This window comes from Idiomarina tyrosinivorans, from assembly GCF_003987475.1.
Classification (GTDB): domain Bacteria; phylum Pseudomonadota; class Gammaproteobacteria; order Enterobacterales; family Alteromonadaceae; genus Idiomarina; species Idiomarina tyrosinivorans.
This window is the reverse complement of record NZ_PIQH01000008.1, coordinates 51,815-72,267: the sequence shown is the minus strand read 5'-3', so window position 1 is coordinate 72,267 and position 20,453 is coordinate 51,815. Positions and strand designations below refer to the sequence as shown.

The following is a 20,453-nucleotide window of genomic DNA, read 5'->3' as shown; positions in this document are numbered from 1 at the left end:
GCAACGCACTGAAGTATGAGTATGAAAAAGACCCTCATTGCGTTATCAGCTCTGAGTGCTTGGGCAGTCTATGCCCAAGCACCAGTGTCTTCTGTTAGCGTCTCCAGTTCATCGTTAGAACAGCGTATCGCACAGTTGGAGCGTATTGTTCAAGCGCGAACGGATGCACAAATTGAGATGACACAACAACTTGCAGCATTGCAGCAAGATGTTAGTGAGTTGCGTGGTGTGACCGAGGAGCACGCGTACCGACTAGAGCAATTGGTGCAACGCCAACGAGAGCTCTATCAAGAAATTGATCGGCGTATGCAGCAACTCAACACCTCGGGTGCTTCAACTGCCACCGCGAACGTTAATATTAGTAACTTAAACACAGTCCCAGTTACGTCTTCGAACGACAGCGGCTCGCAACAAGCCTCACAATATTCGAACAACTTGAGTGAGAATGATGCCTACGACAAAGCCATTAAGTTGGTTTTGGAAGATAAGCGTTATGACGCGGCGATTCCGCAGTTCAAGGCATTTTTAGAAAAATTCCCTGACTCGACTTATGCACCAAACGCACACTATTGGCTGGGCCAACTGTTGTTCGCGCAGCGCAAGTATGATGAGTCAAAGCAACACTTTACTGCGGTTGTCGATAAATTTCCTGATTCTAATAAGCGCGGCGAGAGCCTATTAAAGTTAGGCGTTATAGCTGAAGAAAAAGGTGATAATGCCACCGCTCAGTCGATTTTTCAAAAAGTGATAGAGCAATATCCAGACTCGACGGAAGCGGGTTTGGCGAAAAAGCGCTTGAAGTAAACGGCATAAATTTGGTGCAAAATACGGGCGTTTTGCTTACATCTTAGCAACAATCGACGGTAAATTAGGCAAACGCTTTATTTTTCACATTTTTACCTTGCATCATCTCCGTAAATCAGTAAACTATGCCGCCGTTAAGCCACAGAATATCAGGCTTAACGCAGAGTGGGTCGTTAGCTCAGTTGGTAGAGCAGTTGACTTTTAATCAATTGGTCGCAGGTTCGAATCCTGCACGACCCACCACTTTTTTACTTCCCTTGAAATGGGTCGTTAGCTCAGTTGGTAGAGCAGTTGACTTTTAATCAATTGGTCGCAGGTTCGAATCCTGCACGACCCACCATTTCATCCCTAAGTGATCTGTTCAGTAAAGCAAGCCGTTTGCTATAAAATCTTTGCAATCTTCATTATAATAAGCAGACGCACCTGTCGTAACAGAACTGTACCAAACTATGACTGAAATACCCGTAATTGATACGTTGGACTATCCGTTTCCAGCGAAACCTAAGCCGCTAACGGATCAGCAAAAAAGCGAATATAAATCGCAAATCAAGCAATTGCTGAAAGAAAAGGACGCGGTACTTGTTGCCCACTATTATACCGACCACGAAATCCAAGCGTTGGCTGAGGAGACGGGTGGGTGCGTAGCAGACTCGCTAGAAATGGCACGCTTTGGGCGTGACCATGACGCCTCAACGTTGATTGTCGCGGGGGTTCGCTTTATGGGCGAAACCGCGAAGATTCTGACGCCGAATAAACGCGTACTAATGCCAACGCTTGAAGCGACTTGCTCGTTAGATTTGGGCTGCCCAGCAGACGAGTTCTCTGCCTTTTGTGACCAACACCCTGATCGCACTGTGGTGGTGTATGCCAATACCTCCGCAGCGGTGAAGGCGCGTGCCGACTGGGTGGTTACCTCGAGCATGGCACAAGAGTTAGTGGACCATTTAGATGCTCAAGGCGAGAAGATTCTTTGGGGACCAGACCGTCACTTAGGCGCCTATATCGAAAAGCAAACCGGCGCTGATATGATTATGTGGCAGGGTGCATGTGTTGTTCACGACGAATTTAAAGCCAAAGCACTCAAAGACTTAAAAGCGGTATACCCTGATGCGGCTATCCTTGTGCACCCAGAGTCACCCGCTAATATCGTCGATATGGCTGATGCAGTGGGTTCAACGTCGCAGTTGATTAAAGCCAGCCAGACACTGCCAAACGAAACCTTTATTGTTGCGACTGACCGCGGCATCTTTTATAAGATGCAACAGTTGCAGCCACATAAGACCTTTATTGAAGCACCGACTGCCGGCAACGGTGCGACCTGCCGCAGTTGTGCGCATTGTCCGTGGATGGCAATGAATGGCCTCGAGGCCATTGCTACGGCATTGAGTGGAACGGGCGCAGGGCATGAAATTTTTGTTGATGCAGAACTCGGTAAACAAGCGCTGAAGCCACTTGACCGTATGTTGGATTTTGCCGCTTCGTTGAAAGGTTAACGCTGTGCGGGTGCTATTGCTTGGATACGGTGATATTGCCAGCCGCGTGGCGCGGCGTTTGACCGCACAAGCCGGCGTTGAGGTGGTCGGCATCTGCCGCAATCCCGAGCATAAGTCAGCCCCCCAAGGAGTGACTTTACAAGCCGCTGATATTAGCAACGAGCAGGATCTCAAGCCGCTACTGCAAAACCAGCACTGGGATGTTGCCGTTGTTACCCTCACGCCAGCCGAATATTCTGATGAAGGTTACCGCCAAGGGTATGTGGTGCCCATGCGCCACCTCCAGATGGCACTTCACCAACACCCCAATATCCAACGGCTGCTTTATATTTCTAGTACCAGTGTTTACCAGCACCAAGCTGGAGAATGGGTGGACGAGAATACGCCGACCCAGCCGCAGAAAGCGACCGCAAAGCGTTTACTCGAAGCGGAGCGTTTAGTGGCGTCGTTTGCCGCGGAAACCGCCATACTTCGCTGCAGTGGCATATACGGACCGGGGCGCACTTACGCACTCAAGCGCAGCCAACAAACGGATCTGAGTGTCACAGACGCGTGGACCAATCGTATTCACTCCGAGGATGTTGCCAAGGTTATTGTCGCTTTGCTGCATAGGCAGCAGGCGCTGCCAGATACGTTGTTAGTTACCGACAATCAACCCAGCCGACAGGCCAACGTTTATCGTTGGTTGGCTCAGCAACAGGGTGTTGATTGCGCAAACTGGACCGAACAAACTGCGCAAGAATTGGGCAAACGTTGCAGTAACCAACGCCTGCGCGAGCTTGGTATAGTGTTGGATTTCCCCAGTTATCGAGAAGGCTACAGCGCCTTGCTACGGTAATTATTGTTACATTATCTTTCAACTTCTGGTTTTGCCAGACGCTGCGCGCTATAGTGACTGAAGAACCATAACGAAACAGGCACTACCATGAACGTAACCGCAGTGGCGATCGTCGCTATTCTTGCAGGCTCACTTGTTAGCCTCATCAAATACTTACGTCAAACGACCAGTTCCGACCAAGTGAAGTCGTTGGAAACCGAAGTGGACCGCTTGCGCGAGCGTGTACAGGTACTGGAAGAAATTGTTACCGATAATAAGTACACCCTCAACAAAGAATTTGAAAACCTGAAAAAGACTGGCTAGCAGCGCCGGATACAAAAAAAGCCGCCCGATGGGCGGCTTTTTGGTATCTGGCGGAGAGAGAGGGATTCGAACCCTCGATACGTTGCCGTATACACACTTTCCAGGCGTGCTCCTTCAGCCACTCGGACACCTCTCCTCTACAAGCCGCGTATACTATGGGAAAGCGCCGAGGGAGTCAATGACTTTGGCAAGCATCAGGATATCCTCGATCTGCTTAACAATCTCAGGTACTCTTGGCGTTTTGGTTTAATGGGGTTTGCGGCAATGGAATCCGTTCATTCGGTACTCACGGCAGTGGTTTCTTGGATGTCTTACGAACTGTTCAAGGTGGGAGAAACCGGTTTTACTGTAGGTGGCATGTTACGGGTGGTGGCCATTGTTCTGCTGGCTTGGTTTGTTTCACGCGTGCTGCAAAGTACGTTAGCTCGTTATGCACGTCATCGAGAGTCGTTTTCTTCTTCTAGTCTCTACACCTTGCAGCGGCTGATGCATTACGCCTTGCTATTAATCGGTGTGATGATTGCGATCAGTAGTTTGGGCATTGACCTGACCAAATTTGCGTTATTCGCCAGCGCCCTCGGGGTAGGCGTCGGTTTTGGCTTGCAGAACTTGATCAGTAACTTCACGGCTGGCTTGATGTTGTTGTTTGAAAAGACCCTGAAAGTTGGCGACTTTATTGAATTGGAATCAGGCGTAACCGGCGAAGTAAAGGAAATTAATATTCGCTCCACCATCATCACCACCAACGATAATATTGATATCGTGGTACCCAACTCCCAGTTTGTTGATGGCCGAGTGACGAACTGGACCATGCGCGACACCTATCGCCGGGTAAAAGTGAAGTTTGGCGTTGCTTACGGCAGTGACAAAGAAAAAGTCCGCGAAGCGGTGATTAAAGCCGCTGAAAACGTGCCGCATACGTTAGTCGATGATGATGCGCGGAAGCCGCAAGTATGGCTGGTTGAGTTTGGCGAGAGCGCCTTGTACTTCGAGTTGGTGGTATGGCTGACCCCGGACGCGGTTAAACGCCCCTCTGCCGTGCACGCCGCGCTAATGTGGGAGATTCATACGGCGTTAAACAACGCCGGCATCCCGATTCCATTCCCTCAACGCGATATCCACGTTCGCAGTTGGTCGCCACAAGCTAAGCCACCTGCAGAGGGCGAGAGTAATAAGACAGCCGATGGCACTGCAAAAAATGAATCGATTAGCAAGCCGGTCAATGATGCCGCGCAAGAATTGTAAAAATCTCTAAGGGAGAACCGTTATTTATGATGTTGTCTATCATTGCTGTTGTAGTAGGTTTGATAGTATTGGTTTGGAGTGCCGATCGATTTGTTGATGGGGCTGCTGGTTTAGCGAAACATCTCGGTATGGCGCCGTTGTTAATCGGCATGGTAGTGATTGGTTTTGGTACCTCAGCACCTGAAATGGTGGTATCAGTACTTGCCAGTATGGATGGCAATCCATCGCTCGCTCTCGGTAATGCATACGGTTCAAATATTACTAACATTGCGCTAATTCTCGGCATTACAGCCCTGTTGGCACCTATTCAAGTAAAGTCCCAAGTTCTTCGGCAGGAAATCCCTTGGTTATTAGGTGTGACGTTATTAACCGCCGCACTGTTACTTGATTTTACTGTCAGCCGCTGGGATGCGGTGATATTACTTGCCGTGTTTAGTGGTTATATGGGCTGGTCAATTTATACGGGAATGAAGAATAAAAATGACGTATTGGAGCAGGAGTACAGTGCTGAGCTTGAGCAGTCTCAACAGTCGCCAGGGCGAGCCGTATTCTGGTTATTAGTCGGCTTGGCGCTGCTCATAGTCAGTTCGCGAGCATTGGTCTGGGGGGCCGTTAATATTGCGCAAGCCATGGGTGTTAGTGATTTGGTCATCGGTTTGACCATTGTTGCGATTGGCACCTCGCTTCCTGAGTTGGCGTCGGCTATCGCCGCTACGCGCAAGAATGAGCATGATTTAGCTCTGGGTAATGTGCTTGGTTCAAATATGTTCAACACCTTGGCCGTTGTCGGTTTAGCAGCAGTGATTAAACCAATGACGCTGGAAGACCTTGTACTTTATCGCGACTGGCCGGCAATGATGTTGCTGACGTTACTAGTGTTTGGCTTTGGTTTTAGCCGTCGCGGGCAAGGTAAAATTCAACGTTGGCAGGGCGGGGTCTTGGTGCTGTGCTACTTGGCTTATACCTTGTATTTGTTAAAAACTGGGTTCTAATTACATCATGCAATTGAAAATTGTTCTCATTTAGTTTAATCTGTAGATCAACTTAGTGAGGTGATTTCAACGATGTATGTTTGTTTGTGCAAAGGGGTAACTGACAAAACCATCCGTAAGGCGGTTGCCGAGGATGGCGTAACCTCTATTCGCGAACTCCGCCAGCAATACGGTGTGGCGTCACAGTGTGGTTGTTGCAAGCAGTGTGCAAAGCAGGTTTTGGCAGAGGCCTTGGCAGAGCAAGGGAGCACGCCGCGAAGTGGCGAAACGCCCGTTCCTGTCTCAGTATGCTACACTTGAGCTAGTTCCATGTTTTAAAGGAGATTATGCTCAATGAAAGGTGATCCTGATGTGATTCAGGCACTTAATAAAGTGCTGACGTTGAAACTGACAGCAGTAAACCAATATTTTCTGCATGCGCGGATGTATCGCAACTGGGGCTTTGAAGCATTAAATCAACCGGTTTACAAAGCCTCAATTGCAGAAATGAAGCATGCGGATGCGCTGATCGAGCGTATTCTTTTTCTTGAAGGCCTCCCCAATTTACAAGAGCTCGGCAAGTTGTACGTCGGTGAAGAGCCGCGCGAAATGATGGAGCTTGATCACAAGGTGCAGTTTAACGATTGCAACGCCATTGGTGATGTCATCAAGACCTGCGAAAAGCAACAAGATTATGTTAGCCGTGACACGCTGGCTAGCATCCTCGACCAGCAAGAAGAACATTTAGATTGGCTCGAAACGCAATTACATTTAATGCAAACGCTGGGCAATCAAACCTATCTGCAGACCAAATTGGAGACTGAGTAAGCCATGAAAGATGATAATCAAGTGGTTACGCAGCTCAATCGGCTGCTGGCTTTTGAACTAACCTCTATCGACCAATACACGGCACACTCGCGGATGTACGAAGATTGGGGGTTTGAAAAGCTCTACCAGCGGATCAATCACGAAATTGATGATGAACGCGGCCATGCGGACTTATTGATTCGCCGTATTCTGTTTTTAGAAGGTAAGCCCGATATGAAACGCCGTGAACCGTTGAATATTGGCGATAACGTGCGAGCGATGCTAACCAATGATCTAGCTCTCGAGCGTAACAACGCCAAAACGTTACGAGAGGTGATTGATTATTGCGAGCAACATGGTGACTTTGTGAGTCGCGATATGCTGGTTAGGATCCTTCGCGATACTGAGGAAGATCACGCCTATTGGCTACGCATTCAGCTAGGTTTGATGGACCGTTTAGGCGAGGCGTTGTACCTGCAACGGCAGATGTAATAATTTCTTAACACTAGCGCCTAACCAATAATTTAAAGGCGCTAGGTTTTCCTTGCTGGGCTCGTATAATACGCGGCATCTTACTGCTCACTACTAATAAGTCATGTTGCCCGTATCCATCCATTATCTACTGATCGTTTTTGCCGCTCTGGCATTGCTTGGCGTTATTTTCGAAGATGTTATCCACCTTGATAAAGCCAAAGTCACGTTATTTTTCGGAACCCTCTCTTGGCTATTCTTGTTCATCTTTCAAAGCGGCGTCGATGCCGATGCTGTGAAGGAACAATTCAGTGAGTCGTTAACCGAGATTTCGCAACTATGGCTGTTCCTTATTGCCGCCATGACGTTTGTCGCTTATCTCAATAAGAAAGGCATGATCCAAAATATGATTTACTGGATTTTGCCACGTAAAATGTCTGAACGGCGGTTGGTTTACTTAACCGGTATTTTCTGTTTTTGTTTCTCGTCATTAGCCGACAACATTACCGCCACGCTGGTGTCGGTAACCCTGATTATGAGCCTGAATTTGCCACGTCGGAAAATGATCCGCTTGGCCGCCTTGGTAGTGTTTGCAGTGAACTCCGGTGGAGTCGCCTTGATCACCGGCGACGTGACCACGTTAATGATTTTCTTGGCAGGGAAAGTGTCGGTTGTTGATTTATTAATTTTATCAATACCCGCGGGTTTTTCGGTGTTAGTGTTGTCGATGTTACTCTCGCGCCAGATGCACGGTACCATTCAGTTACAGTATCGGCCATCAGCGGCACGTGGTGTTGATGTTGCTATTGCTGTTATTTTCCTCAGTACCATTTTGTTAACCATTATCGGCAACGCGATCTATGGTATTCCGCCGGTACTAACCTTTCTGGCGGGCCTGGCGTTAATGTTCCTCGTTTCTCATGCCTTTGACCGTGAAAAAGAAGAAGATCCAATTCTTGACTACATTCGCTTAATTGAGTTTGACACTTTGCTGTTCTTTTTAGGGGTATTGCTATTAGTCGGCATGTTGAAAGAGATTGGTGTGTTAAATGGCTTGTTAACCGTGTACCAAATTTTGCCGGTTGAGTGGGCTAATCTTGCTATGGGTATTATGTCTTCGGTTATCGATAACGTGCCACTGACTGCGGCGCTGCTAAAATCTGGAATTGATATGAGCGAAGGCCAGTGGTTGATGCTGACATACGCGGTCGGTGTCGGAGGCTCACTGTTGATTATTGGCTCCGCTGCAGGGATTGTGGCGATGAGTAAAATTGGTGGACTCACCTTTGGTCGTTATCTGCGCCAATTGATTCCACTTTGCTTTGCGTATGGCATCGGCTATCTTGGCACTATGGCGGTTGCCAACTGGTGGATTAGCTAACGCAGAGGAGCGCAGCGCATGGCAGAACGTTCGTTTATTATCGATGCTTGGGACTTTAACGAATCTCCGGCGCAATCGATTGTTGCTGAGGGCATGCCAAAGTCTAATACATGGTTTCATTTTCAACGTGATGACAGCAACCTAGAATCTTGGTTGCTCAAATCCGGAGTGCCAGAGCCCATTGTTAGTGCGGTATTGGAAGAAGACACACGCCCTCGTTTTCAACGTCTGTCGGATGGTTTTTTGTTGATTCTACGCGGTGTTAACCTCAACGAAGGAGCGGTGCCGGAGGATATGTTGAGCTTGCGGATTTTGTACTACAAAGGCGCACTCTACAGTTTTCGCAAACGTTCTTTTAAAGCGCTCCAACAAATTCGCGAAAAGCTCTCAAATAGCGACGGCCCCGACTCGGTTAATGACTTAATTGTGATGATTATCGAGCAACTTAACCTTCGTATAGAAGACGTTTTAGATGTTGTTGAAGATGAATTAGAAGCGCTTGAAACGGCGGAATTAGACAACACCTCTAAAAGCCTACAAGCTTTGACGTTGCTGCATCGGCGTCTGTTGCGTTTGAATCGCTTTATTCGTCCGCAAGGCACAGCGTTGGACAAGCTCTCTGTGGATTCTGAAAAGTGGCTGGATGCAGAGCTCCACCAATGGTTGTTGAATGAACGTGACAAAGTCCAACGTTTGTTAGAGCAAATCGACATGATGTTAGATCAAGCGTGGATGTTGCGCGAGCACATGCAACAAGCAGTTGCTGAAAAAATGAACCGCAATACCTACTGGTTATCAGTCATTGCCGGCGTTTTCTTACCATTGAGTTTCTTAACGGGGGTGTTTGGTATTAATATTGCCGGAATGCCAGGTACCGAAGAACCGAAAGCCTTTGAATGGTTCTGTTGGTCGTTAGGGGGTATCGCCGTTATTGAGTTCTTATTGCTAAGACGATTGAAGTTCTGGTGATCAAACATCGGCTGGAACCTCGAAGCTGGTGCTGACAGGGCAGCCGAATTCTTCTTGTAGGGCGCGTTTCAAAGCCTGTTGTGCTTGTGCGTCGCCGTGCACCAATTGAATACTGCGTGGGCGCTCTGGCATTTCCCGAACATAGCGTAACAGTTGGCTATGGTCGGCATGGGCAGAGTAGCCATCGAGGGTGTTAATTCCCGCTTTCACTTCAATAGACTGTTGTTGAATGGTTACTGCGTTCGCGCCTTGTTGTAATTGTGCTCCCAGCGTTCCGTGCGCTTGATAACCAATCAATAGCACATCGGTGCGAGCATCGGGTAACAGCGCCTTAAGATAGTTTTCAATCCTGCCGCCTTCACACATTCCGCCAGCGGCGATAACGATGCAGGGTGCGGCGGTCGAGCGTAAAAAATTGACCAAGGCCAAGTGTTGTTCGTGATGTGTGACGTGTTCGATTTCAGCAAACGTGAAGGGGTGACGTTGTTGCGAAAGGCGCTGCTTCGCTTCGCTATCCCAGCGTCCTTGTTGCTCTGCGTAACAGGCGGTGACTCGTTCAGCGAGCGGTGAATCGAGAATAACCGGGACTGCGTGCCAGCTGTTATCTGGTTGCTGTCTTTGTTGGAAATAGAGCTGTTCTAAGTCGTACAGTAAGGTTTGCGTGCGCCCTAACGAGAAGGCCGGAATTAACAGGCTACCACCGTCAGCCACTGCGCGTTCAATTGCGACTTTGAGGCGGTTGACACGGGTGGCGTGGGATTCATGATTACGACCGCCATAGGTGCTCTCTAAGATCAGTCGGTCGGCGCGCGCTGGCGAGACAGGGTCAACCAGTAGCGGCATATCATACTGGCCAACATCACCAGAGAAGACCCAGCAATCATTGTTCGCCACGGTTATTATTTGCCAGGCGACTGCGCCCAAAATATGCCCGGTGGGTAATAACTGGACTTGTACCCCAGTCAATTGCGGTAGGCTTAACCATTGTTGTTCTGGCAGCCCATGCAGTTGTCGCGTTAACTGGTGCAACAGGGCTTGTTGTACATTCGCCTCCGAGGTCATTTGCCGCAGGCTATCCTCCAGCATGATAGGCAGCAGAGCAGCGCTAGCTTGGCTACAATAAATAGGGCCGCGGAAACCTTTCGCGAGTAATTCGGGAAGTCGCCCAATATGGTCAAAATGGCTGTGAGTAATAAACACCGCTTTCAAGGTTCTTAATACCGCGCCCCAGATAATGGTTTCGGTTTGCGGCTGTTCGCCTTGATAAGCGCCACAATCGATCAGTACGCTGGTGTTTGCATCGATAAAAAGCTGATGACAAGAGCCAGTAACCGTGTCCGCGCCACCCCAGTGTTTTAATTTCATAAGCGATCCTTTAGCTGTGCTACTACTTATATAAACTGTTTTTACAAAAACTGCGGCAGATTCAATAAATTGTCGTGCTATGCTTACGGCGTTGTAAGTGATTAACGGAGAGACTATGTCGGATTTATCCTTGCTGGCGCTAATCGGCGTGCTATCGATTTTCTGCCAGTGGATTGCATGGCGGATCAAAACCCCCGCCATTTTGCCGCTACTGTTGTGTGGATTGTTGTTGGGACCAACCCTTGGTTGGTTAGCCCCTGATGACCTGTTTCAGCACCTATTATTCCCGTTTGTCTCTCTGGCGGTAGCGGTGATTCTGTTCGAAGGCTCGTTAACGCTGAAATTTAACGAGTTAAAGGGGCACGGCAGAATGGTGACGCACTTGGTCAGCATTGGCATGCTGGTCACTTGGCTGACCATCAGTGTCGCGACTCATTATTTGATGCATTACGGCTGGGATATTTCCGCACTGTTTGGGGCGTTGGTGGTGGTTACAGGTCCAACAGTGATTGCGCCAATGATCCGCTCTATCAGACCGACCGCAAAGCTCGCCAATATTCTGCGCTGGGAAGGGATCATTATCGACCCGCTCGGGGCGTTATTAGCGGTTTTGGTGTATGAGTTCATCATTGCTAGCCAATCAGTGGCGTTCCTGCACGCTTTACAAGCCTTTGCAACCACTATTGCAGTGGGCTTTGCCTTGGGGTGGAGTGCTGCTCGGTTGTTGGGGCTGGCGCTGGGACGCGGCTGGTTCCCCCATTATTTGCAAAACGTTGCCACCCTAACCATCGTGTTAGGCGTGTTTGCTTTATCGAATGCGTTGCAGCACGAATCTGGCTTGTTAACGATAACGGTTATGGGGATTGTGATGGCAAACACCCGCAACCTGAACTTAGAAGAAATTCTCGAGTTTAAAGAAACCCTTAGCGTGCTGCTGATTTCGGCGTTGTTTATCATTCTTGCAGCACGGCTGAATGTGTCTGATATTGAGGCCTTGGGAGTTGCAGCGGTTATTTTACTGGCGATTATTTTGTTTGTCGTGCGGCCGTTAAGTATTTGGCTATCAGCACTGGGTACCGACCTCAAGTTTAAAGAAAAACTGCTGCTGTCGTGGATTGCTCCTCGCGGTATCGTCGCCGCCGCGGTATCTGCGCTATTTGCGTTGAAACTCGAACAATCGGGTTGGGAGAATGCCGGCGCCATCGTGCCATTGGTGTTCTTAGTGATCATCACTACCGTGGTGTTGCAAAGTTTAACCGCTAAGCCATTAGCGCGGTTACTCAAGCTCACCGAACCTCCAGCCAAGGGCTTTTTGATTTTTGGCGCAAACCAAGTTACTCGTGCAATTGCACAAACGCTTCAGGAACATGATATTCCGGTGCGCTTGGCTGATACCAACTGGGAAAATATCCGCTTGGCGCGGATGGATAATTTGCCAGTGTATTTCGGTAACCCCGCTTCAGAACACGCGGCGAATAACATGGACCTTACCGGTATTGGACGGCTGTTGATTATGTCGCCGTACAAGCAGTTAAACCCAATTGTCGCCATGTATTACAAAGACTGGTTTGGCGAGCCTAAGGTTCACGGTCTAAATGGCGGTGAACAGGATTATCGCGCTTCACACCAATTGTCCGAGAGCTACAAGAACAAACTGAACCTCTTTGGTGAGGGAATTACTTACTCGAAGTTAGCGAGTCTTTACTTCCAAGGAGCCAAGGTTAAAACTACGCCGATCACCGATAACTTCAGTTTTGAAGAATACAAACAGCAGTATGGTGCGCGCGCGTTACCGATGTTTGCACTCGACCCGGAGGGGCGTTGCCACTTGTTTACCACCGAAAAAGAGCTGTTACCACAATCCGGTTGGCAAGTTATCGGATTGGTCTCTCCTGAGCAAGAAGAGAGCGCTGCATAAGGAACCGCAATGGCCACAGCAACGAGCTCACAACACTGGGTGTGTCTGGACTGCGACTGGGTCGTAACCGAGGTGAGCTTGGTTGCCGGGCAGCAAGCGCAATGTCCTCGTTGTCAGCATGTCATTACCAAGCAAGGTAGTGCGCCGCTAATGCATTTGTTGGCGTACAGCATCACGGCATTAGTGTTGCTGGTATTTGCCCTGCAGTTTCCCTTTTTGGCATTGCATCGCAGTGGCTTGCATGAGCAAATGTGGCTGTTAGATAGCGTGACTGAACTGGTGAGTGAGCAGCGCTCGCTTTTGAGCATTCTGGTGTTATTAACCACTCTGGTTTTGCCGGCATTGTACCTGTTAGCGGCGCTGATGATGACGGCATTAATGCTACTGCAACGCGCGATTCCTTGGGTTCGCTATTTAGCACGTGTGCTGGTGTCGCTCCGCCGCTGGCTGATGGCCGATGTGTTTCTAATTGGCGCGCTAATTAGTATCGTTAAATTATCCAGTTATGCCAGCGTGAGCTTGCAGCCGGCATTTTACTTTTTCAGTGGCTTTGTGGTGGTGCTGCTGTTAATTAGGGCGCAATTAGATGAGGCGTGGCTGTGGCAGCAATTGCCTCCGCTGGGCACCGAACCTGCAGCGGTTAGCGCTAAAACCGCACATCAACAGCAGGGCGTAGGCTGCGTTTGTTGTCACGCGTTTAACCGCAATAATCAGCGCTATTGTTGGCGCTGCGGTGAGTGGCTAGCGTTGTCACGCTGGCGTCACCCGTTGCTTACCTTAGCATTACTTCTGGCTGCTACCGCATTCCTAGTACCAGCAAACGTGTTACCGATGATCGAGACCTTGCGCCTAGGACAACTGAGTCAAGCAACCATAACGGGCGGTGTCATTCAGTTGTGGCAACAGGGTGATCAACCCATAGCCGCGGTTATTTTTATTGCCAGCTTAGTGATTCCGATAGCCAAAATTTTGCTGCTATTAGGGCTGTTGTATTGGTCAAAACGGTCAGCACCGACGGCACCCTATTCACAGCGTATGCGAGTGTTTCGTCTTACTGAATGGGTGGGGCGGTGGTCAATGATTGATATTTTTGTGGTCGCTATATTGATTGCCTTAGTTCGCTTAGGGGCATTAATGAGTATTTACTCTGGTGCTGCAGCGCTGGCATTTGCTAGTGTGGTGGTGCTGACCATGTTAGCGGCAATGAGTTTTGATCGGCGCCGCATCTGGTGGGCCGCTGAGGAGGCAAAGAGTGACTGACGCAAGTTCCGCTAAGGTGAGCAAACGCACCTGGTTTTCGCCCATTTGGCTGATTCCCATACTGGCGGTCGCCATTGGTTTGTGGATGACCTTCAGTAGCGATGAAGGCCTAGGACCTACGGTGCAACTGACTGTCACTGATGCCGAGGGTATAGAGCCCGGTAAAACGTTGGTGAAAGTGCGCAATGTGACGGTAGGCCGAGTCAGCGATGTGCGCTTAGCCGATGACCTCGCGCATGCCATTATGACGCTCGAAATGCAGGCGAATACCGAGCGTATGCTCACCACGGATAGCCAATTTTGGGTCGTCAAACCGCGTATTGGGCGACAAGGCGTGAGCGGCTTAAACACGCTCATCTCTGGGGCTTATATACAGTTGCAACCCGATTTGGATGGCGGCGAAGCACAAACAGAATTTACCGCTCTGGAAAGTCCGCCAGTAACCTCGCAGCAAACCCCGGGGTTGCGTTTTACCTTAGTGAGTGAGAATGCGGGTACTGTTGGGGTTGGCGACCCCGTGTTATACCGCGGTTTTACTGTAGGCAGGATAGAAAAATCGACGTTCTCAGTTGAACGTCGTGAAATTGAATACCAAGTATTTGTAGAATCCCCTTATGACCGCTTATTGACGGAAAACACCCGCTTTTGGCTGGAAAGTGCGGTATCGCTGAAGCTCGGTTCGAATGGCGTTGACGTTAACCTCGGTAACTTAGAGTCGCTACTCAGTGGTGGCGTGACCTTTGATGTGCCAGAGGGGCAAGTTGCTGGCGAGGTGATTGACCCACAGCACCAATTTGAGTTGTTTGATAATCGCGAGCAGGCACGCCAGCAGGGTTATGCGCGTGGGATTGACTATGTGTTGCTGTTGAATGAGTCGGTACGAGGTCTAGAAGTAGGTGCGCCGGTAGAATATAAGGGGATTCGGGTAGGGACGGTAACCGCCGTGCCTTACCGTTGGCAACCAGAGAAAAACAGCAAGTCGCTGCTGTTACAAGTGCCGGTAAAAATACGCTTCGAGCCGGATCGTTTACATGGTTTGGTCGCCGATGCCGATATGGCGTTGTGGCGCGAGCGGATGCAACGGCTGATTGATCGTGGCATGAGTGCCAGCGTTCAGTCGGCAAATTTGCTAACCAGTAGTTTGTTCATTGAATTGGGTTTCTATCCCGAGGCCAGCCGCACAGAGCCGCAGTTGGATGCGTCACACTTTAATGATATTACCCTGTTTCCCACGGTGGCTAGCGACGTTGCTCGGTTGGAAGACAAACTCACTGGCTTGTTAGACAAATTGAACGCCATCCCCATGGCAGAAACCTTTGCCAGTTTGCAACAAACGCTGGAGCAGTCTGACCGCTCGTTAGCCAGTGTCGAAACGCTAGCCGAGCAGCTCAAGCGCTGGTTAGCGCAGCCCGAAGCACAACAAATGCCGAGCGAACTTAACCAAACGCTAGAATCATTGCAGCAAGTTTTGCAACAACTGTCAGGTGCTGATGGGCAATCACAGAATCTGCAGCAACTGCTGCACAGGATGAACGAACTGCTGGAGCGGGCGACGCCATTCTTCGATACGTTAGAACGGCAACCGAACGCGCTGATTTTTGATGCTGCAGAGGAGGCGGACCCGGCTCCGAAAGCTCATGAAGAATAATTATCGCGGTTACGCTTTAGCGCTATTGGGGTTGCTGATAGGCGCTTGTAGCAGCCAGCCGACCAAGGTTGAGTACTATCGTTTGCCAAGCCTTAACCCAGCGCCTCAGCACCTGTGTTCAGACGCTGCAGTGCAGTTACAGCTAAGCCCTTACTTACAGACCTCTGGCATCTTTTTCCAGTTAAGCCGCAGCCAGTGGCAAGCGGCTAAACGCCATCGCTGGGTGATGCCATTAGCAGAGCAATTGAAACGGATTGCGCAGCGACAAGCGTCGTGCGAGGGAGAGTTGCGCCTGGTGGTGACTGACTTTTACGCCGACAATCGGCAACATGCCGTTGTTGCCGGCAGTTGGAAGTATCGCGCGAGCGCATCCAGTGAGTGGCAACAAGGACCGTTTTATGCGCGTGAAGCACTAGCAAATGATGGCTATCCAGCACTTATTGATGCCCTAGATAACGCTTGGCAGCGCGCCTTAACTGAGATCCAGCAAAACTACTAATAGGCCGAATTAATAACGCCACTCCCAACGCAACCCAGCGACAACCTCATTTTTCGACGCGCCGAGTTGCTCACGCTGTTGCCATTCCACGGTCAGGGTTGCTAGACCCGATAATACCGGATGGGTATAACTTACGCCGGCCAAGCGCCACTCAATGTCGTCTTGGCTCGCTTGTTGCTGGCTTTTCAATAGCGTTGCTCCCCATTGTTGACCATTGGCTTGCTGTGCTTGGTACGTCAACGACCAGGTTTTGCTATTGTTGGGATAGCTGCTACCCATGCTACGGCCGTACTGGGAAAACTGCTGATAACCTTGGTAGGTTTGGTAAAACGATGCGCCTGTTGCGGTGCGCGTATCGCTGAACTCCAAGGTGACTTGGTGGCTCTGTTGGCGACCGCCAAAACTCCACTGTATACCAGTGTTTTTGGCGCTATCATCAAATTTAGAAGTGCTTGTTTCGATGGCAAATTCGCCATAAACCGCCAGTGACTGCGTCCCTAGCGGCAATGCCGCGCGAAAGTCGATACTCGCCAGTTGATTACTGGAAACCTGTTGTTGCGAACCACGTTCGCTGGTCGCTGATTGCTGAACCCAATTCAACCCAAGGTTGAGCTGTGTCAGCGGCGTAAATGCCAAACGTGCGCCAGCGATGGTGCGTGAATCGATCCTTGCTGTATTGCTTTGTTCGCCGACAAATACACTGGCTTGCATTGGCCCTAACCAATCCACTGCTGCGGCTGGCGCATAGGTCGCTCGTAGTTTGGTAAAGGGGCGCGCGTTCTCTGAGAATAATAGCGCGCTGTGTTGTGATGGTCCCCACCACATCGGCAACGTGTCAAGGCTGAACGACCAGTCAGCCAAATTGAACGCAATATAGCTACCGTCTAAAACCGTGTCATGATGCCCTTCGAATGGGTGATAACGGCGAGTGATTTGCAGTCCTGCGGCCCAATGGTCGCCGACAAAAGATTGCCTAACCGCTAGACTGGCTTGCTCATAACGCGCGTCAGCAAAGGCGTTGTTTACGAACAGTGCGTTATCTGTTGCCGCTTTCGCCACTAAGCGAGTTCGAGGACCATGTTCGGCATACTGCAAACGATGACGGATAAAGTCATAGGCATAACGTTCATGGACATTCAATGCACTCACGTTGATAGCGTGTAATTCATTTAATAAAGCGCGCCAAGGGAAAGGAAATTGCTGTACTGGTGTGTCAACCCAACCACCGTTCACTAACACTTGTAGACTTTGGCGCAGTCGTTGGTCGTCACTTTCTACCCATACCGAGGCATCTGCGGCAGGGAAGTAATAGGCAACCAACGCCACCATCATCGCAGTGGTGGTAAAAGATTTTTTAAGGCGTTTTTTTAATACAGAAGCTCGGTGGCTGGGCACTGCTGGCAATCCTTTCGCTCAAACTTTGCTGAGCATGATAAACTAGGCGACTATGAGATTGCCACCGAAAAACGAATTTGGTTGAGGAAAATATGCGGCGAATTTTTGTGCCTATCATCGCAATGTTATTGAGTGCGTTGAGTGCTTGTCAGCCTGCTGCTGAGCGCCAAACAACGAGCGAATTTGACCAAGTCACTCGACTTGATATGCGCCAGTTGCCGAATCAGCAATGGCAGTTGAGTCATGCGGCTATTGAGATCAGTTTTTGCCGTGATCGTATCAATGAGGCACTACTGGCCGAGCCCGGAGAATTAAACCGCTGGCGTTTGTTGGGTGAGCCGAGTGCTTTTCCGCCCTACCGACAGGAAGGCTTGGAAAAATTGGCGCAGCTTTATCAGCAACAACAATTATTGTTGTGGCAAGTAGCTGGCACCGTCAGTGCTCAGCGTTACCATTTAGTCGCTCCGGCAAGTTGGTCAAAAGGCGCGGTTGCAGATGCCGTTTACCCTGCTGTTGCTTCGTTGGGACAACGTGACGACATCTGTCACATCAAGGTCGAAGACTGATCGGAAACTTTGCCTTACGCGTAAAACCTAGCATGGACGTAAAATATCACAGCATTAACACAAGCCAGCGTTACATCTCGATGCCTGATGCCGACGTAACCCTATTTCCACAATGGTTACAACCGCAACAGGCCGATCAGGTGCAGGCGCGACTGCAGCAAACGCTGGCGTGGCAACAAGACACCATTCGTTTGTTTGGCCGTGAAGTCAAAATTCCACGGTTACAAGCGTGGTATGGCGCTGCGGGTATTAAGTACCGGTATTCAGGATTAGATTTGGTGGCGAAAGCGTGGACGCCAGAGTTACTCGAACTAAAAGACCAAGTCGAGGCTCTCACGGCGGCGCGATTTAATTCAGTACTGGTGAATTGGTATCGAGACGGTAATGATAGCATGGGTTGGCACAGCGATGATGAACCAGAGCTGGGCAATAAGCCAGTGATTGCGTCACTCAGTTTGGGCGCCGATCGGCGTTTTCAAATGCGGCATAAATCGGTTCCTGCCTCGCAAGAACTGACGCTAGGAGCCGGAAGTTTACTGGTAATGCGGGGTGAGACCCAACGCTATTGGCAACATCAAGTACCCAAACAACGGCGAGTACAACAGGGTCGGATCAACCTAACCTTTCGTTACGTCCAACCCTAGAAAAAGAATCCATAATCGTTTCCACTACTTAGCGCGAGTTGCGACGAATGACAAGGAGTCATTGCTGCGCACAAGCTAAAGTGAAAGAAAGCGAACCACAGTGAGGTTGACTATGTCTATTCATTTACAAATTGAGCAGAAGCTTCGCGACGCGTTCGCTCCTACCCATCTTGAAGTACTTAACGAAAGTGATCAGCATGGCGGTAGTGCTCGCGAATCGCATTTTAAAGTGGTGTTAGTCAGTCCTAGCTTTTCTGGCGAACGTCTGATTAACCGTCATCGAGCGGTGAATAAAGTGCTAGCGGATGAACTGATGAATCACATCCACGCACTGGCGTTACACACTTACACCCAAAACGAGTGGGAGCATTTGTTCGACGGTGCGCCATTATCGCCGCGTTGCTTGGGTGGCAGTTTAGCTTCAGCACAGCGTTAAATCGTTCCTTCAGCCCCGAAGAATGTGCTCGTCTGATGTGTTGCGGTGGTAGTCTTGGTTACAATAGGTCATCATAGCCTTATCTCCACTAGCAATAGGAAAACGTATTATGGTGATCAAGCCGAAAATTCGGGGCTTTATCTGCACGAATGCTCATCCCGTAGGTTGTGCTGAGAATGTCAGCCGCCAAATCGATTACATCAAACAGCAACCGAAGCCGGACAATGGTCCGAAGAATGTGCTGGTCGTTGGCTGTTCTACTGGGTACGGATTAGCATCGAGAATTACGTCAGCGTTTGGTTGTGGGGCGCACACGCTGGGTGTGTGCTTTGAACGCGAACCAACGGCAAAACGCACTGGTACAGCGGGTTGGTACAACACCGCAGCGTTTCACCAAGCCGCCGAAAACGCGGGGTTGGCGTTTCACTCAATTAACGGTGATGCCTTTTCTGACGAAATAAAAGCGGAATCTATTGAGTACATCCGTGAACACATGGGCAAAATTGACCTGGTGATTTACAGTTTGGCATCGCCAAAGCGCAAAGATCCCGAGTCGGATACCGTGTACAGTTCAACCCTCAAGCCTGTGGGCGAAACCTACACCACGAAAACCTACGATACCGATAAAGACTTGGTGCATGAGGTCACTCTAGCGCCAGCTAACGAGGAAGAAATCGCTAACACGGTTAAAGTGATGGGTGGTGAAGATTGGGAACGCTGGATCAAAGCCTTGCACGACGCTGGCGTGTTGGCAGATAACTGCCAAACTACAGCCTACACCTACATCGGTAAGAAACTGACTTGGCCAATCTACGGTCATGCCACCATTGGCCGTGCCAAAGAAGATTTGGACCGTGCCGCACGCGCGTTAAATAGTCAGTATGCTGACATCAACCTGAGTGCTTATGTTTCCTCACTGAAGGCGTTAGTGACGCAAGCCAGTTCCGCTATTCCTGTTATGCCGCTATACATTTCACTGATTTATAAGGTGATGAAAGAAGAGGGCACACACGAAGGTTGTATTGAACAAATTTATCGCCTGTTTACCGAAGGTCTTTATGCCGACAATCCAAGCTTGGATGAGGCCAACCGTTTGCGCATGGATGGTAAAGAGACTAACGACGCAACCCAGGCGAAAATTGAGGCGTTGTGGGAGCAAGTCACGCAAGATAACTTCCACCAGTTATCGGATTACCAACAGTACCATGCCGACTTTCTGCATTTATTCGGTTTCGGCTTTGATAACGTCGATTATGACGCCGATGTCGACCCTGAAGTGTCTTGGTAATACCCCCAACGGGCGGCAGTAAACTGTCGCCCATTGATCCTCTTTCTCAAATACCCTTGCTTTTGTTAAGATTAATTTGGCTTTTAGCATGGCAACCCTTGTGGGAAAAATGCTAAAATTCCGTTTCCAGAAGAGTGACTATCTGTTCGTTG

The 20,453-nt window shown here is 49.6% G+C and carries 21 protein-coding genes and 3 tRNA genes; 21 read left to right on the top strand and 3 right to left on the bottom strand.

What is annotated here, in order from left to right:
• Positions 1-21: 21 nt before the first annotated feature.
• From ybgF to CWI84_RS09025, 6 genes are all read left to right on the top strand, one after another.
• Positions 22-804 carry a tol-pal system protein YbgF gene (gene ybgF, locus CWI84_RS09050; protein WP_126842277.1) on the top strand — a complete coding sequence of 261 codons (783 nt, stop codon included), beginning with the start codon at positions 22-24 and terminating at the stop codon, positions 802-804.
• A gap of 167 nt (positions 805-971) precedes the next feature.
• A tRNA-Lys gene (locus CWI84_RS09045) sits at positions 972-1,047 on the top strand.
• 21 nt (positions 1,048-1,068) lie between these two features.
• Positions 1,069-1,144, top strand: a tRNA-Lys gene (locus CWI84_RS09040).
• A 109-nt stretch (positions 1,145-1,253) separates the two neighbouring features.
• Positions 1,254-2,297 (top strand): quinolinate synthase NadA, encoded by a 1,044-nt coding sequence (nadA, locus tag CWI84_RS09035; protein WP_126842276.1) that lies wholly within the window; start codon positions 1,254-1,256, stop codon positions 2,295-2,297.
• 4 nt (positions 2,298-2,301) lie between these two features.
• Positions 2,302-3,135, top strand: a complete 834-nt coding sequence (locus tag CWI84_RS09030) for an SDR family oxidoreductase (RefSeq protein WP_126842275.1) — start codon at positions 2,302-2,304, stop codon at positions 3,133-3,135.
• An 87-nt stretch (positions 3,136-3,222) separates the two neighbouring features.
• Positions 3,223-3,438 (top strand): hypothetical protein, encoded by a 216-nt coding sequence (locus tag CWI84_RS09025; protein ID WP_126842274.1) that lies wholly within the window; start codon positions 3,223-3,225, stop codon positions 3,436-3,438.
• 48 nt (positions 3,439-3,486) lie between these two features.
• Here the strand turns inward: CWI84_RS09025 and CWI84_RS09020 are convergent.
• Positions 3,487-3,574: transfer RNA gene (locus CWI84_RS09020), tRNA-Ser, on the bottom strand.
• Between the two features lie 128 nt (positions 3,575-3,702).
• Here CWI84_RS09020 and CWI84_RS09015 point away from each other — a divergent pair.
• The 7 genes from CWI84_RS09015 to CWI84_RS08985 all read left to right on the top strand — a co-directional run bounded on the left by CWI84_RS09015 (position 3,703) and on the right by CWI84_RS08985 (position 9,282).
• Entirely contained in the window at positions 3,703-4,683 is a 981-nt protein-coding gene (locus CWI84_RS09015) for a mechanosensitive ion channel family protein (RefSeq protein WP_157981014.1), read from the top strand.
• Positions 4,684-4,709: 26 nt separating this feature from the next.
• Entirely contained in the window at positions 4,710-5,675 is a 966-nt protein-coding gene (locus tag CWI84_RS09010) for a calcium/sodium antiporter (protein ID WP_126842272.1), read from the top strand.
• Between the two features lie 72 nt (positions 5,676-5,747).
• Positions 5,748-5,975, top strand: coding sequence for a bacterioferritin-associated ferredoxin (locus tag CWI84_RS09005; protein ID WP_126842271.1), 228 nt, complete (start codon positions 5,748-5,750; stop codon positions 5,973-5,975).
• Positions 5,976-6,008: 33 nt separating this feature from the next.
• Positions 6,009-6,482 (top strand): bacterioferritin, encoded by a 474-nt coding sequence (gene bfr, locus CWI84_RS09000; protein WP_126842270.1) that lies wholly within the window; start codon positions 6,009-6,011, stop codon positions 6,480-6,482.
• Between the two features lie 3 nt (positions 6,483-6,485).
• Positions 6,486-6,953, top strand: a complete 468-nt coding sequence (gene bfr, locus CWI84_RS08995; RefSeq protein WP_126842269.1) for a bacterioferritin — start codon at positions 6,486-6,488, stop codon at positions 6,951-6,953.
• Positions 6,954-7,056: 103 nt separating this feature from the next.
• The gene (gene nhaD / locus CWI84_RS08990) at positions 7,057-8,313 is read left to right on the top strand and encodes a sodium:proton antiporter NhaD (protein ID WP_126842268.1); all 1,257 of its coding nucleotides are present in this window, start codon (positions 7,057-7,059) and stop codon (positions 8,311-8,313) included.
• A gap of 18 nt (positions 8,314-8,331) precedes the next feature.
• The gene (locus tag CWI84_RS08985; RefSeq protein WP_126842267.1) at positions 8,332-9,282 is read left to right on the top strand and encodes a CorA family divalent cation transporter; all 951 of its coding nucleotides are present in this window, start codon (positions 8,332-8,334) and stop codon (positions 9,280-9,282) included.
• Here the strand turns inward: CWI84_RS08985 and CWI84_RS08980 are convergent, their stop codons facing one another.
• The gene (locus CWI84_RS08980; protein ID WP_126842266.1) at positions 9,283-10,647 is read right to left on the bottom strand and encodes an MBL fold metallo-hydrolase RNA specificity domain-containing protein; all 1,365 of its coding nucleotides are present in this window, start codon (positions 10,645-10,647) and stop codon (positions 9,283-9,285) included. It lies immediately after the preceding gene.
• 115 nt (positions 10,648-10,762) lie between these two features.
• On the opposite strand from CWI84_RS08980, the gene CWI84_RS08975 reads away from it, so the two are divergent.
• Genes CWI84_RS08975 through CWI84_RS08960 form a run of 4 tightly spaced genes read left to right on the top strand, consistent with a single transcriptional unit; the run spans position 10,763 to position 15,972 of the window.
• Positions 10,763-12,565 (top strand): cation:proton antiporter, encoded by a 1,803-nt coding sequence (locus CWI84_RS08975; protein ID WP_126842265.1) that lies wholly within the window; start codon positions 10,763-10,765, stop codon positions 12,563-12,565.
• A gap of 9 nt (positions 12,566-12,574) precedes the next feature.
• Positions 12,575-13,825: a PqiA/YebS family transporter subunit gene (locus tag CWI84_RS08970; RefSeq protein ID WP_126842264.1), complete on the top strand. Its 1,251-nt coding sequence runs from the start codon at positions 12,575-12,577 to the stop codon at positions 13,823-13,825.
• Positions 13,818-15,473, top strand: a complete 1,656-nt coding sequence (pqiB, locus tag CWI84_RS08965) for an intermembrane transport protein PqiB (RefSeq protein WP_157981013.1) — start codon at positions 13,818-13,820, stop codon at positions 15,471-15,473. Before CWI84_RS08970 ends, pqiB begins: the two co-directional genes overlap by 8 nt.
• A complete protein-coding gene (locus CWI84_RS08960; protein ID WP_198674504.1) occupies positions 15,463-15,972 on the top strand; it encodes a PqiC family protein in 510 nt (169 codons plus the stop codon). The genes pqiB and CWI84_RS08960 overlap by 11 nt, the downstream gene beginning before the upstream one ends.
• A gap of 9 nt (positions 15,973-15,981) precedes the next feature.
• On the opposite strand, the gene CWI84_RS08955 is transcribed toward CWI84_RS08960, so the two are convergent.
• Positions 15,982-17,367 carry a capsule assembly Wzi family protein gene (locus CWI84_RS08955; protein ID WP_126842261.1) on the bottom strand — a complete coding sequence of 462 codons (1,386 nt, stop codon included), beginning with the start codon at positions 17,365-17,367 and terminating at the stop codon, positions 15,982-15,984.
• A 92-nt stretch (positions 17,368-17,459) separates the two neighbouring features.
• On the opposite strand from CWI84_RS08955, the gene CWI84_RS08950 reads away from it, so the two are divergent.
• The 4 genes from CWI84_RS08950 to fabV all read left to right on the top strand — a co-directional run bounded on the left by CWI84_RS08950 (position 17,460) and on the right by fabV (position 20,301).
• Positions 17,460-17,933 (top strand): hypothetical protein, encoded by a 474-nt coding sequence (locus tag CWI84_RS08950; RefSeq protein ID WP_126842260.1) that lies wholly within the window; start codon positions 17,460-17,462, stop codon positions 17,931-17,933.
• A gap of 32 nt (positions 17,934-17,965) precedes the next feature.
• A complete protein-coding gene (locus CWI84_RS08945; protein WP_126842259.1) occupies positions 17,966-18,577 on the top strand; it encodes an alpha-ketoglutarate-dependent dioxygenase AlkB family protein in 612 nt (203 codons plus the stop codon).
• Between the two features lie 112 nt (positions 18,578-18,689).
• A complete protein-coding gene (locus CWI84_RS08940; protein ID WP_126842258.1) occupies positions 18,690-19,013 on the top strand; it encodes a BolA family protein in 324 nt (107 codons plus the stop codon).
• A 109-nt stretch (positions 19,014-19,122) separates the two neighbouring features.
• Positions 19,123-20,301 carry an enoyl-ACP reductase FabV gene (gene fabV / locus CWI84_RS08935; RefSeq protein ID WP_126842257.1) on the top strand — a complete coding sequence of 393 codons (1,179 nt, stop codon included), beginning with the start codon at positions 19,123-19,125 and terminating at the stop codon, positions 20,299-20,301.
• Positions 20,302-20,453: the final 152 nt, after the last annotated feature.

Bases quoted from the DNA above. Each gene is read 5' to 3' on its own strand.
- ybgF (WP_126842277.1), top strand. From the start codon at position 22: ATGAAAAAGACCCTCATTGCGTTATCAGCTCTGAGTGCTTGGGCAGTC.
- nadA (WP_126842276.1), top strand. From the start codon at position 1,254: ATGACTGAAATACCCGTAATTGATACGTTGGACTATCCGTTTCCAGCG.
- CWI84_RS09025 (WP_126842274.1), top strand. From the start codon at position 3,223: ATGAACGTAACCGCAGTGGCGATCGTCGCTATTCTTGCAGGCTCACTT.
- CWI84_RS09015 (WP_157981014.1), top strand. From the start codon at position 3,703: ATGGAATCCGTTCATTCGGTACTCACGGCAGTGGTTTCTTGGATGTCT.
- CWI84_RS09010 (WP_126842272.1), top strand. From the start codon at position 4,710: ATGATGTTGTCTATCATTGCTGTTGTAGTAGGTTTGATAGTATTGGTT.
- CWI84_RS09005 (WP_126842271.1), top strand. From the start codon at position 5,748: ATGTATGTTTGTTTGTGCAAAGGGGTAACTGACAAAACCATCCGTAAG.
- bfr (WP_126842270.1), top strand. From the start codon at position 6,009: ATGAAAGGTGATCCTGATGTGATTCAGGCACTTAATAAAGTGCTGACG.
- bfr (WP_126842269.1), top strand. From the start codon at position 6,486: ATGAAAGATGATAATCAAGTGGTTACGCAGCTCAATCGGCTGCTGGCT.
- nhaD (WP_126842268.1), top strand. From the start codon at position 7,057: ATGTTGCCCGTATCCATCCATTATCTACTGATCGTTTTTGCCGCTCTG.
- CWI84_RS08985 (WP_126842267.1), top strand. From the start codon at position 8,332: ATGGCAGAACGTTCGTTTATTATCGATGCTTGGGACTTTAACGAATCT.
- CWI84_RS08980 (WP_126842266.1), bottom strand. From the start codon at position 10,647: ATGAAATTAAAACACTGGGGTGGCGCGGACACGGTTACTGGCTCTTGT.
- CWI84_RS08975 (WP_126842265.1), top strand. From the start codon at position 10,763: ATGTCGGATTTATCCTTGCTGGCGCTAATCGGCGTGCTATCGATTTTC.
- CWI84_RS08970 (WP_126842264.1), top strand. From the start codon at position 12,575: ATGGCCACAGCAACGAGCTCACAACACTGGGTGTGTCTGGACTGCGAC.
- CWI84_RS08960 (WP_198674504.1), top strand. From the start codon at position 15,463: ATGAAGAATAATTATCGCGGTTACGCTTTAGCGCTATTGGGGTTGCTG.
- CWI84_RS08950 (WP_126842260.1), top strand. From the start codon at position 17,460: ATGCGGCGAATTTTTGTGCCTATCATCGCAATGTTATTGAGTGCGTTG.
- CWI84_RS08945 (WP_126842259.1), top strand. From the start codon at position 17,966: ATGGACGTAAAATATCACAGCATTAACACAAGCCAGCGTTACATCTCG.
- CWI84_RS08940 (WP_126842258.1), top strand. From the start codon at position 18,690: ATGTCTATTCATTTACAAATTGAGCAGAAGCTTCGCGACGCGTTCGCT.
- fabV (WP_126842257.1), top strand. From the start codon at position 19,123: ATGGTGATCAAGCCGAAAATTCGGGGCTTTATCTGCACGAATGCTCAT.